9 protein-coding genes and 1 pseudogene are annotated in these 12,284 nt (G+C 71.9%); 6 read left to right on the top strand and 4 right to left on the bottom strand.

Annotated features, from left to right (window positions below; all coding sequences use genetic code 11):
* Both C4U44_RS34400 and C4U44_RS34395 read right to left on the bottom strand, forming a co-directional pair.
* Nucleotides 1–954, bottom strand: a 954-nt coding sequence (locus C4U44_RS34400; protein ID WP_235032575.1) for a lamin tail domain-containing protein, incomplete at its 3' end; no start/stop codon positions are given.
* Nucleotides 955–1,312: 358 nt separating this feature from the next.
* The gene (locus C4U44_RS34395; RefSeq protein ID WP_235032574.1) at nt 1,313–1,930 is read right to left on the bottom strand and encodes an LUD domain-containing protein; all 618 of its coding nucleotides are present in this window, start codon (nt 1,928–1,930) and stop codon (nt 1,313–1,315) included.
* A gap of 170 nt (nt 1,931–2,100) precedes the next feature.
* On the opposite strand from C4U44_RS34395, the pseudogene sigJ reads away from it, so the two are divergent.
* Nucleotides 2,101–3,039 (top strand): annotated as a pseudogene (gene sigJ, locus C4U44_RS34390) (RNA polymerase sigma factor SigJ).
* 37 nt (nt 3,040–3,076) lie between these two features.
* Here the strand turns inward: sigJ and C4U44_RS34385 are convergent.
* Nucleotides 3,077–3,709 carry an isochorismatase family cysteine hydrolase gene (locus C4U44_RS34385; RefSeq protein WP_235032573.1) on the bottom strand — a complete coding sequence of 211 codons (633 nt, stop codon included), beginning with the start codon at nt 3,707–3,709 and terminating at the stop codon, nt 3,077–3,079.
* 150 nt (nt 3,710–3,859) lie between these two features.
* Between C4U44_RS34385 and C4U44_RS34380 the strand changes: the two genes are divergently transcribed.
* Together C4U44_RS34380 and C4U44_RS34375 are read left to right on the top strand one after the other, a co-directional pair.
* Nucleotides 3,860–4,432 carry a TetR/AcrR family transcriptional regulator gene (locus tag C4U44_RS34380; RefSeq protein WP_103890024.1) on the top strand — a complete coding sequence of 191 codons (573 nt, stop codon included), beginning with the start codon at nt 3,860–3,862 and terminating at the stop codon, nt 4,430–4,432.
* Between the two features lie 766 nt (nt 4,433–5,198).
* Nucleotides 5,199–7,370 (top strand): ATP-binding SpoIIE family protein phosphatase, encoded by a 2,172-nt coding sequence (locus C4U44_RS34375; protein ID WP_103890023.1) that lies wholly within the window; start codon nt 5,199–5,201, stop codon nt 7,368–7,370.
* Nucleotides 7,371–7,412: 42 nt separating this feature from the next.
* On the opposite strand, the gene C4U44_RS34370 is transcribed toward C4U44_RS34375, so the two are convergent.
* A complete protein-coding gene (locus C4U44_RS34370; protein ID WP_103890022.1) occupies nt 7,413–8,594 on the bottom strand; it encodes a beta-ketoacyl-[acyl-carrier-protein] synthase family protein in 1,182 nt (393 codons plus the stop codon).
* 374 nt (nt 8,595–8,968) lie between these two features.
* On the opposite strand from C4U44_RS34370, the gene C4U44_RS34365 reads away from it, so the two are divergent.
* From C4U44_RS34365 to C4U44_RS34355, 3 genes are all read left to right on the top strand, one after another.
* Nucleotides 8,969–9,874, top strand: coding sequence for a carbohydrate ABC transporter permease (locus C4U44_RS34365; protein ID WP_103890021.1), 906 nt, complete (start codon nt 8,969–8,971; stop codon nt 9,872–9,874).
* Between the two features lie 11 nt (nt 9,875–9,885).
* Nucleotides 9,886–10,827 carry a carbohydrate ABC transporter permease gene (locus C4U44_RS34360; protein ID WP_103890020.1) on the top strand — a complete coding sequence of 314 codons (942 nt, stop codon included), beginning with the start codon at nt 9,886–9,888 and terminating at the stop codon, nt 10,825–10,827.
* Nucleotides 10,828–10,894: 67 nt separating this feature from the next.
* Nucleotides 10,895–12,271, top strand: coding sequence for an ABC transporter substrate-binding protein (locus C4U44_RS34355; RefSeq protein WP_103890019.1), 1,377 nt, complete (start codon nt 10,895–10,897; stop codon nt 12,269–12,271).
* The last annotated feature ends 13 nt before the right edge of the window (nt 12,272–12,284 follow it).

Raw genomic sequence — 12,284 nt, 5'->3', positions numbered from 1 at the left:
AACCGATCCACCGCCATCCCCGCCGGTCGTCACACCGACCGTCCCACCGTCATCCGCCCCACCCGTCACACCACTGACGGTGCCGCCACCGGTCGCACCGACCGATCCACCGTCATCCCCGCCGGTCGTCACACCCACCGTCCCACCGTCATCCGCCCCACCCGTCACACCACTGACCGTGCCACCACCGGTCGCACCGACCGATCCACCATCGTCACCACCCGTCGTCACACCCACCGTCCCACCATCATCAGCGCCACTGGTCACGCCCACCGTGCCGCCGTCGTCGCCGCCGGTGCTGCTGGTGGATGCCTGGGGGGTCGGCGGGCCCACGGTGAAGTCCGTCGCGTTGTCGTCGGTGTCGTCGAGGGAGCCACCGCGGGCCACGGAGGCGGAGTTGCCCGCCCCGGTGGCCGGGCCGGCGCCCTCGTGCACGACCGCGGTGCCGTAGCCCACCAGGTCCTGGACCCGGGGGTCGGCGGCGCAGGCGGCCGCGGTGAAGCAGGTGAGCGGGGCGGTGCCGGAGACCAGGGCGACCGTGCCGTCCGTGGCGGACAGGTTGATCGTGCCGGTGGCGTCAGGGGCCGGGAGGGGCGCCGCACCACCGGTGTTGCCCCACTCCTGGACCAGGTACCGGCCCCCTCCGGCGAGGGTGCCGGTCAGCGGGGTCGCGCGCCAGGTGGAGGTCGGGGTCGGCGTGCCCCGCAGGTACTGCACGCTGTAGCCGCCCAGATCCAGCGGCGACGCACCGGCGTTGGCCAGCTCGACGAAGTCGTCGGTGTACACCGCACCGGAGTTGCCCCCGCCGCCGTACACCTCGGAGATCAGCGCACCGGTGGACGGCGAGGCGGACGCGGCGTGCACCGCTAGGCCCGCCAGCACGACGGCGCCGGCCACGCCGAGGGGGACGACGCGCCGGCGCAGCCGGGACCGTGACCACGCGTGGGCCGTCACGGCTTCGGTACCGGGTCTCTCGGGGTGAGGCTGCGTGGCCTCCGAGGGGCTCAACATCAGGCGTTCTCCTCTGTCTGCCAAGGGATATGACGCCACGTCAGGTCCGTGGAGCCGGGACGCGGCCGGCCGGGAACCACGATAGGCGCGGCGCCGGAAACGCGACGGGGTTCTTCGAATCTCGTAGCTTTTCCCGCGGGTTCGCAGCCCTTCCGGCAGGTCCCGGCAGGCAGGTCGTGCGGGTTCCCGGCAGGCAGGTCGTGCGGGTTCCCGGCAGGTCGGTCGTCCAGCGGCCGGTCCGGGGCGTGGGGCCGGCCGCCGTCTGGCGTGTCGGCGGAAGGACGGCCGGCCCCGCGCCGGTTCAGAACCCGATCGCCTCGCGGAGCAGCAGGACCGTGCCGCGGCCGGGGTAGGGCTCCGCGTTGAGGACGAGCAGGCGGTTGACGGCGCTGGGCCACCCGTGGGCCGCCTGGGTGCGGGCGCTCTCCAGCGGGAGGCAGTGCTCCTCGACCCGCCGCAGCGCGGTGTCCAGGTCGGGTACCACCTTCTGCGCCCCGACGATCCAGATCGCGCGGGCGGCGCCGCCGGCGTAAGCGGGCAACTGGGCGCCGCTGCCGGAGGCGATGACGAGCGAGCCGGTCTCGGTGAGCGCGGCGACGCTGCCCAGGATCACGTCGGGAACCCCGATGAGCCGCCGGATGTCGTCGGCCTCGGTGGCGCGGTCCATGGCCAGGACGCGCGGCCTGATGGCCTCGTACCGTCCGCCGGTGTTGACGTCCGCCTCGATTCCGGACAGCCGGAGGGTCTCGCTGGCCCCGGTGAACACGGCGGCGCCTTCGGGGACCAGCTCCTGGACGCGGGCACGCGCGGCGGCGACGTCGTCGAGGATCTCCACGGTGAAACCGTGTGCGGCCAGCGCGGCGGCCGCCCGCTCCAGGCGCTGCGCGGGCGCCGGGTCGGCGAACTGTGGTGCGGGCATGGAGGTCGTCATGGTGTCCCTGTACTTCCCTGTCGCTCGATGATGGTCACGTCTCACCGGTACGACCCGGCAGCCCCCGGGAATGTGAGGTCGCCGCGCCGCCTCACATTCCGGCGCGCCGCGTTGTCGAACAGGTGAGGGGACACACGACACAGGGAGCCGCCGGCACCATGACCACCCGTTCCGGGCCGGCACCCGGCCACTTCGATCCGGTCCAGGACCCGATCATGGGTGAGCGCCGCCATCTCATCAACGTCGCCTACCGCCTCCTGGGGTCGACGGCCGAGGCCGAGGACGCCGTCCAGGAGGCCTACGCCCGCTGGTAGTCCATGGCACCGCAGCGCAAGGACGCGATCGTCTCCCCCGGCGCCTGGCTGACGACGGTCACCGCCCGGATCTGCCTCAGCCTGCTCGGCTCCGCCCGCGCCCGGCGGGAGACCTACGTGGGCGAGTGGATCCCCGAGCCGCTGCCCGAGCGTGCGGAGTGGGGCGCGGGGCAGCCGGGCGGCAGCACCTCCGACCCGGCCGACCGGGTCACGCTGGACGAGTCGGTCGGCCTGGCCCTCCTGGTCGTGCTCGACTCCATGACCCCGGCCGAACGCGTCGTGTTCGTGCTGCACGACGTCTTCTGCCACTCCTTCGCCGAGGTGGCCGAGATCGTCGGCCGCACCCCCGCGGCCTGCCGCCAGCTGGCCTCCTCGGCCCGCCGCCGCGTCCGGGCCTCGCGGCCGGTTCCGACCGCGGCGGCCCAACGCGCCCGCGTCGTAAGGGACTTCAAGCAGGCGTGGGAGGCCAAGGACATCGACGCGCTCATCGGCCTGCTCGACCCCGACGCCAGGGCGGTCGCCGACGGCGGCGGCCTCGCCACGACCTTCCTGCACCCGATCGTCGGCGGCATCCGGATCGCACACGCCTGGGCCGAACTCGCCCGCCGCCGACGCGACTCCATGACGCTGCTGGAGCGCACGGTCAACGGCCGGCCCGGCCTGGTGGCGGAGGAGGACGGACTCGTGGTGACGGTGTTCGCGTTCGACGTCGCGGGCGACCGGATCACGCGGATCTGGGTTGTCCGCAACCCCGAGAAGCTCCGCCACTGGATCACGGTCTGAGGTGAACCGGGCCGCACGAAGCCGCACTTCCCCGCGTTCAGCCGGCGAGCGCGGCCAGCTCCGCGGTGGTCACGATCGCGTGCGCGAACGTCGGGCCGTTCAACTCGTGGGCGGCGTGCATCATCTGGGGCTTGAACGCCGCGGTCGCGTCGCGCACCAGCGTCACGTGGTAGCCCAGCTCCATCGCGTAACGGCCGGTGGACTCGATGCAGGTGTTGGCGAGCAGCCCGGCGAGGATCACGTGGGTGATGCCGTGCTGCTTGAGCTGGAAGTCCAGGTCGGTGTTGGGGAACCCGCTCTGGCCCCAGTGCTCCTTAGCGACGACGTCGCCCGGGGCGGGCCGGAAGTCGGGGTGGAACTCGCCGCCCCAGGTGCCCTTGGCGAAGGTGTGGTGCTGGGCGACCAGTTGCTGCGTGGGGTTGGGGTGGTCCCAGTTCTCGTAGTCGCCCTCCTGCCAGCGGCGGTGCGGGACGAACACCATCTGCATCCCGGCGCGCCGGCCGGTGGCGACGACACCGCGGAGGTTGTCCAGCAGCCCCAGCTCGGCGGCCATGCCCTCCAGCAGCGGCCAGATCTTGCCGCCCTCGGAGAGGAAGTCGTTGTAGGGGTCGACGAGCAGCACGGCGGTCCGGCTCGGGTCGTAGGTCGCGGTCATGATCGTCCCTCGCATCTGGAGTATCTACGTCATCCACATTCAGGATGATGCAGATCATCCTGAATGGCAAGCGCCTCCGCCCGTTACGGGAGGTGATGTGTATGATTGCCATCATCCAGATGGTGTGCCGGCGCGGACCGGCCCGGCGCGCGGAAGGAGGCAGGAATGGGCCACTCCCAGGCCGAGAAGGCCGAGTCGCGGGAGCGCGTGCTGCGGGTGGCGGCACGGCGGATCCGCGAGGAAGGCATGGAGCAGCCGGGGGTCGCGGCGCTCATGAAGGAGGCCGGCCTGACCCACGGCGGCTTCTACAAGCACTTCGGCTCCCGCGAGGACCTGATGGACCAGGCCGCGGCGCTGGCGCTGGCCGAGGGCGAGGAGGCGATGGCGCGCGCCGCCCGGGCCGACGCCGACCGGCCGCGCGACGGGCTGATCGACGCCTACCTCAGCGCGCGCCACCGCGACTCCCCCGGCACCGGCTGCGCCCTGGTCACCCTCGGTGCGGCCGCCGGGCGCGGCGGCACCGGGATCAAGGAGGCGTACGAGCAGCAGGTGCGCGGCTACCTGGATCTGATCGGCGCGCCGGGCGCCGGGGCGGAGGACCGGGCCGACGCCATGGTCACGCTGAGCGCCCTGGTCGGAGCCATGCTGATGGCGCGGGCCGTCGCCGATCCCGAGCTGTCGGACGAACTGCTCGACACCGTCGCCGGGCGCCTCAAGCAGGGCACCTCGGCTCCGTAACCGCGGGCGCGCCGCCGTGCGGGCGGGGCCGGGCAACCCGGCCCGCCGCCGGTCGGGTTCGACGATCCCCTCGCCCCGGGAGTACGCGAACGCACCCTCCCTCCGCGATCCGCCGCGCGGCGGCGTCGCCGTACGGTCCGGGCCCGCCGGGAGGCAGCGGCGGCGAGGGAGAGCCGGCCGGAGGACCACCGGTCGCTCTCGGGGGGATTTCCGCCCGGGTGTTGACGAGCCCTTTCCCCAATTCCCCAGCTCCGGTCGGTGGGAGCCGCCCACCGGCACGCTCAGCCACTCGGTGCGGCGCCGCGACCGGATCCCTCCATCGGACCGGCACGATGAGCAGCCTCTCCGCGCCGCCCGGACCATGACGCGGAACGGCCTCCGGGGACCGCCCTGGCACGGACGAGGAACGGACCCGGAAGGATCCGGAACGGACCCGGAAGAGCCGCACCGCCGCCCGCGGAATCCGGCGCATTCCCGAATACGGGTGACCCGTGTCCCACTCCGCCAATTCACCGGGAGAAGGGCAGGTCGGGGAGTTCTCGCGGCCCGCCCGGAATTCACGCCGGGCCGTCCGGGAACCCCGTCCGAGGCGGCGGGAAACGCATTCCGTGACGGCAGGATTCCGTTGGGTGATCGCCGCGTACAGGCAGAGCGGCCACGAGTGTTATTCAATGGGTGTGCGGGAGGGGATCTCGGGGCTTCTTCGCAGGGAAAGCCCGGGCATGCCTCCGGCCCGCACCGGGGGCCGGCGAGCTGAGAGAGGCGCATGGACTCCACACCATCTCCCTCGTCCTCGTTGCCGTCCGACCAGGTCACCCGTGCCCTGGGGAACTACGACGGGCGGGAGGCGCGCACGGCGTCGGCCGGCCCTGCCGCCGTGCGCGACTCCGGCGGGTCCGGGACCGCGGCGGCCGAGGACTCCCCCGGCGGCCAGGAGCAGATCCTCGGCTCCGTCGACCTGGACCGCGGCCTGCGGATCACGCGGGTCCGCATGGACGCGCCCGCCTTCGAGGGGCTGACGATCGCGCCGGGGAAGCCGTTCGCCGAGCTGCTGCCCCCCGGGGACGTGCCGACGGTCACGCGGCGCCTGCGCCAGGTCATCGAGACCCGGGAGGCCCACGTGGCCCGGGTGCAGCGGCTGCGCCGGGACGACGGGACCGAGCTGGTGGTCTCGATGAGCATCCTGCCCGCCGCGGCGTCGCAGGAGGGCCTGACCGTCTCCCTGATCGCGATGGCCAAGCGGCTGCACCTGTACGCCGCCGAGAACGCGATCGGGACCTCGCTGGACATCGGCGAGACCGCGCGGTCCCTTGCCCAGTCCCTGCTGGCCTGGGGCGACGTCGCCGCGGTGGACCTCGATTTCGGGGTGTGGACCGGTGAGGCCGTCACCGAGCACCCGCAGGGGCGCATCCGGCTGCGGCGCGCGGCGCTGGTGCCGGACATGGCCTGGCCGGACGGCTACCTGACCCCCGGGGACAACCTCCCGCGCGAGGCGAGCCGGCTGCTGGCCTTCGCGGTCCGGCGCGACGAGGTGGGGCAGCCGATCGTCATCCCCGACCGGGGGGCGATCGAGCGGGCGCTGCGCGATCCGCGGCTGGTGCGGGCCCTGATCCCCGGCGACCGGCCGGCGAGTCTGGCGTGCATACCGCTGGTGCTGGAGAGTCTCGACGGCAAGGCGCCGATCGTGCTGGGCGTGGCGGAGATCTGGCGCCGGCCGGACCGCCCTTTCCTGGACAGCGAGCTGCTCGACCTGCAGGAACTGGCGGCCAGGACCGCGCACCACATCGACCTGGCCCGTCAGCACCAGCGCGAGCACGCCCAGGTGCTGGCGCTCCAGCGCCGGCTGCTGCCGCGGGCCGGCAGCGACGCCATCGAGGTCGCCAGCGTCTACCAGCCGACCACGCCCGACAGCGCAGGGGTCGGCGGTGACTGGGTGAACAGCTTCCCGCTGCCGGACGGGCGGACCGCGCTGGTGGTCGGCGACGTGGTCGGGCACGGCCTGGGGGCCGCGGCGGCGATGGGCCAGCTGAGCATGGAGGCCCGGGCGCTGCTGTCGGCGGGGCTGGCGCCCGACGAGGTGCTGGAGCACCTGGCCGAGACGGTCACGCTCCTGGACGACGCGGACGCGGGCCTGGTCGCCGGGTACAGCGCGCTCGGTTCCACCTGCTGCATCGCGGTCTACGATCCGGTCAGCCACCAGGTGGTGATGTCCAGCGCGGGCCACCTGCCGCCGGTGCTGGTGCTGCCGGACGGCTCCGCCACGGTTCTCGCGGTGCGCCCCCACCCCGGCCTGGGCACCGAGTTCGCGGTGCGGGAGCCGTTCGACACGCACACCTTCGCCGCGCCGCCCGGCTCCCTGCTCGCGCTCTACACCGACGGCCTGGTGGAGGACCCGGCCGTCCCGATCGACGAGGGCATCGACAGGCTGGCGGACGCGGTCGGCGGCATCCATCCCTGGGACGACCTGCAGCGGGCCGCGCGGCGGCTGGTGACCGACCTCGCCCCGCGCAACCGCCCGCGCGACGACATGACACTGCTGCTGGCGCGCATGTCCGGCTGCCGCAAGCGGGACACGGCGGTCTGGGAGCTGCCGGCCCGCGCCGACGCCGCGAGCCGGGCCCGCGCGCTGGCCGCCACCCGGCTGCGGCAGTGGGAGGCACGGGAGGAGACCCGGGACAGCGCGCTGTTGCTGATCAGCGAGCTGGTGACGAACGCGGTCCGCTTCGCCACCGGGCCGATCACGGTGCGGCTGATCAAGGCCGGGCGCAGCCTGCTGTGCGAGATCGGTGACAAGGGCAACGGCAGGCCGCGGCTGCGCCGCCGCGGCCTGCTCGACGACAGCGGGCGCGGCCTGTACGTCGTCCACAACCTCACCAGCCACTGGGGGGTGCGGTGGACCGACACCGGCAAGGTCGTGTGGGCCGAGCTCAGCTGGTGAGGCGCCCGGCGGACCGCCAGGTGGCCCCCTGCACCCCTACGCCTAGAGCCACTCCCCCTCGATGGCCGTGGCGGTGAGGCCCGGCGCCGCGGCGTACAGCACGGTGCGGTCGCCGGTCTTGCGGCCGTCGTCGTGGGCCCGGCGCAGGATGTCGAACACGGCCGCACCGCCGCGGTTGCCGCTGGTGTAGCTGTCGCGGCTGTAGCCGAGGATCCCGGGCGGGCAGCCCTCGGGCATCGTCTGCTCCATGTACTCCAGCACCCGGGTGCCGCCGGGATGCGCGAGCAGCAGGTCGGGGTGCCAGGTCTCGTCGTCCTGGTGCCGGCCGCGCAGCCAGTCCCACATCGCGACGACCGTCTCCTGCACCGCCCGCGGGCCGCGCCGGTCCATCACGAAGTGGGTGCCGTCGGCGCGCGTCTCCAGCCGGTGCAGGTCCTGGGTGCCGGGCAGGGTGTGGTGCCAGGCGGTGTCCAGCCGCAGCACCGACTCCGGCCGGGGCCGGCCGGTGACCACCGCGGCGACGGCGGTGTCGGCGAACAGCAGCCGGACGATCAGGGACTCCAGCGAGTCGTCCGCGGGCTGGTAGGTGGTGCTCAGGGCCTCGGATATCACGACCAGCACCACGCGGTCGGGGTCGGCGGCCACCAGGTCGGCGGCCAGCGCGAGGGAGCGGGTGCCGGCGATGCACGCCCACTGCGCGGCGGGCAGCAGGAGGACGTCGTCGCGCAGTGGCAGCCGGTTGGCCAGCGAGACGTCCAGCCCGGGCAGCGCCGGGGTGGTCGAGTGGCTGGTGATCAGGCAGTCGACGTCGGCCGCGTCCAGTCCGGCGATCTGCAGGGCGCCGCGCGCCGCGCGCTCGCCGTACTCCTGCACGGCCTCCCAGGCGGGCGCGGTGCGCTCCTGCACGGTCTGCGCCGCCGGTACCGCCTCGAGCGCGGCGATCACCCGGTCGACGTCCTGCTCGGTGAACCCGTCGCGGGCCAGCGCCTCGCGCGCGGGAGCGACGCCGGGGATCTGCAGGCCGCCCGCGCCGGTGGGCGCGACGGCGGTGTCCAGCGGCAGCATCCAGCCCCGGGAGTCGATACCCGTGCTGGCCGCGATGCCCTCGATCCGGGACAGCCACGGCGCGTGCGGGTGCCGGTCGCGCACTTCCGCAAGGATCTCGCCGGTCTCGACGGGGTGCTCGCCGTGTATCACCGCAGGGGGGCACAGGTAGGCGGCCACAATACGCACCTTTCTCCACAGAACGAGGGGGGAAATTACCGCGAAGCATATGAAACAGGTCACTTCGCCGAGTGGTGATCAATTGACGGGCATTGCGCACCACTTCGGAAGTTATATACCGATTTCATCGCGATGAACCGATAGCACGTCTTTTTGTGGTCGACGTCTCAAGTACGGCTCAAGCACCCCCGCCGGATTAATTCATAAATTATTGGCGAGAACCTTGTTCTGCGCTGCCCCGCTCCCTAGGGTCGTCGTGCTCTCCAGAGATCACCGGAGGTCACTCCGGGGCGCCGTCCGGGCGCCCGAAGCCGCCGGTACGAACTGCCCCCACCCACCCCTGGCCAGGACCGTCCTGACTGAATGGAGCCGACATGGCTACGCCACCTCGGACGATGGTGTCGCCCTCTTCCCGCCGCGGGGACGCGAAGCTCGCATGGCTGATGATCACGCCGGCGGTCGCCGGATTCCTCGTGTTCTTCGCCTATCCGGCCGTGAAGGGCGTGTACTACAGCTTCACCTCGTTCCACATCCTCACCCCGCCGAAATGGGTCGGCCTCGCCAACTGGCGGGAGATGTTCGGGGATTCGGTGTTCTGGCACTCGCTGCTGGTCACCGCCTACTTCGTCGGCCTCTCGGTGGTCGCCGGCGTGCTGATCTCGCTGGTCACCGCGGTCGTGCTGCACCGGCTGACCGGTTCCACCGTCATCAGGGGCCTGATCCTGCTGCCGTTCCTGATCTCCGGGGTGGTCTCCGCGCTGGTCTGGCAGTGGATGCTCGACCCCCAACTCGGCATCGTCAGCCGCCTGCTGGAGAAGATCACCGGCAGCCACACACTCTTCCTCGGCGACAGCCACTGGGCCATCCCCACGCTCGCCGCGATCAGCGTGTGGAAGTCGATGGGCTACAACGCCATCCTGATCTTCGCCGGCCTGCAGACCATCCCGGCGTCGGTCTACGAGGCCGGCCGGCTCGACGGAGCGGGCGAGGCGCAGATGTTCCGCCGCCTCACGGTGCCGCTGCTGCGCCCGATCCTGGCCATGGTGGTCGTGCTGACCGTGATCGGCTCGTTCCAGGTCTTCGACATCGTGCAGGTCACCACCCGCGGCGGCCCGGCCAACGCGTCGAACGTGCTGCAGATGTACATCTACGAAAAGGGCTTCGGCGAGCTGGACTTCGGCTACGCCGCCACCATGTCCCTCGCGCTGTTCGTCCTGCTCAGCGCGATCACCTTCACCCAGATGCGGCTGGCCCGCGCGGGTGAGACCGATCTCGCCTGAGGAGTTGCGCCATGACCGTCCTCGCACCGGAACGGCCCCGCACCGCCCCGGACTCCGCCCTGGGACGCGCCTGCCGGGTCCGCTTCTCCCCCGGCAGGGCAGCCGCCTGGCTCTACATCGGCGTGATCCTGCTCGTCACGCTCTTCCCGTTCTGGTGGATCCTGCGTACCGCACTGTCTGACAACGTTGCCATGCCGACGGACCCCGGCTCGCTGCTCCCGGTCCACTTCACCTGGGGTGCCTTCGAGCGGGCGCTGGGCATCGCCGGCCGGGCGCAGGCCGAGGCGCAGGGCGGCTCGGGCGCGGCCATCAACACCCCGCTGTTCCTGCGCAACTCGCTCATCTACGCGGCCGTGCAGACCACCCTGGTGGTGTTCTGCTCGGCGATGGCCGCCTACGCGTTCGCGCGGTTGCGCTGGGCCGGCCGCAACCTGGTGTTCAACATCCTGCTCGGCGCCCTGATGGTGCCGGCCATCCTCACCCTGCTGCCGAACTTCATCTTCATCCGCGACATCCATCAGCTCAACGGCTTTGGCGGGCTGATCCTGCCGGGCGCGTTCTTCTCCGCGTTCAACATCTTCTTCCTGCGGCAGTTCATGCTCGGCCTGAGCACCGAGGTCGAGGAGGCGGCGACCGTGGACGGCGCGGGCCGGCTGCGGATCTTCTTCACCATCACGCTGCCGATGACGGCGGCGCCGATCGCCACGCTGTCGCTGCTGACGTTCATCAACACCTGGAACGACTACCTGTGGCCGCTGCTGGTCACCAGCAGCGACCACGCCAAGCCGCTCACGCTGGCGCTCGGGGTGTTCAAGCAGTCCTCGCCGCAGGCCGCGCCGGACTGGGCGGGCCTGATGGCGGCCACCGTGATCGCCGCGCTGCCGATGCTCGCCCTGTTCATGGTCTTCGGCCGGCGCATCGTCAACTCCATCGGCTTCACGGGCATCAAGTGAGCCGCGCCCACCCCCGCGAGAACCGCCACCAGTACCCGCACCGCCACCAGCAGGACGAGGAGCAACGATGACAGCATTCCGCGCGGGGCGCCGACGCTCGGCCGCCGCCTTGCTCGCCGGGCTCGGCCTCCTCGCCACGCTCGCCGGCTGCGGTGCGGGCGCCGGCTCCGGCACCACCACCGTCAACTGGTGGACCTGGGACGACAAGCAGGCGATCGCCTACCAGAGCTGCGCGGACGCCTTCGAGCGGGCGCACCCGGACATCCACGTGAAGATCACGCAGTACGACTCCGCGGACTACTTCACCAAGCTGCTGTCGGGGTTCGTCTCGGACACCGCGCCGGACGCCTTCATGAACAGCGTCCAGTACCTCCAGCAGTACGCGTCGCTGAAGCAGCTGATGCCGCTCGACTCGTTCATCGACAAGAGCCACGTCGACATGGGCGCGTTCTCGGTCGGGGTGAACGACTGGAAGTACACCGACGGCAAGCAGTACGGCCTGCCGATGGACTGGGCGTCGGCGGCGCTCTACTACAACACGGACATGCTCGCGAAGGCCGGCTACACCGCGGCCGACGTGGACCACCTGACCTGGAACCCCGACGACGGCGGGTCCTTCGAGAAGATGGTGGCCCACCTCACCGTGGACCGGAACGGAGTCCGCGGCGACCAGCCGGGCTTCGACAAGCACCACGTGAAGGTCTACGGCATCAGCAGCATGGTGACCGTGGGCAACGACTTCAACGGCCTCACCACCTGGCGGCCGTTCGCCTCCTCGCTGGGCTGGCGGGCCGGCAACAAGGCCAGCTGGCCGACCGAGTTCACCTACGACGACCCGCGGCTGGTGAAGACCTTCGACTTCTTCCGCGACCTCACCGACAAGGGATTCGCCCCGGCTCCGGGCGAGTTCGCCTCCGCGGGGAACGCGCCCGACGGCGGGCAGCTGCTCGGCTCCGGCAAGGTGGCGATCTACTCCGGCGGTTCCTGGGAGGCCGCGACCCTCGACAAGCTGCCGGGCCTGCACGTCGGCACCGGCCCGCTGGTCGCCGGCCCGGACGGGACCCGCGCGACGGTGAGCAACGCCAACGGGAACGTCATCTGGTCGGGCACCAAGCACCCGGACCAGACGTGGGCGTGGGTGTCGTACATGGGGTCGGTCCAGTGCCAGAGCACGGCCTCGAGGACCGGCACCTTCCTGCCGTCCATCCCGGCCGCGACCGAGGCGTCGGTCGCGGCCATGGCCAAGCAGGGCGTCGACCTGGGCGTCTTCCTCCAGCAGGACCGCACCCACCAGCTGCTGCCCAACTCCCCCTACGCCAACGGAACGGCGCTGCAGGCGGCCGTACTGCCGCTGATGCAGCAGTTCTTCGCCCACCAGAAGAACGGCAGCGTCTTCCCGCAGATGGCCGAGGAGAGCAGGAAGCTGCTCACCGAGACGGACTGACCGCCGCACGACC

Source organism: Actinacidiphila yanglinensis, from assembly GCF_900107965.1.
Lineage (GTDB): Bacteria > Actinomycetota > Actinomycetes > Streptomycetales > Streptomycetaceae > Actinacidiphila > Actinacidiphila yanglinensis.
This window is presented reverse-complemented; position numbering and strand designations above follow the sequence as displayed.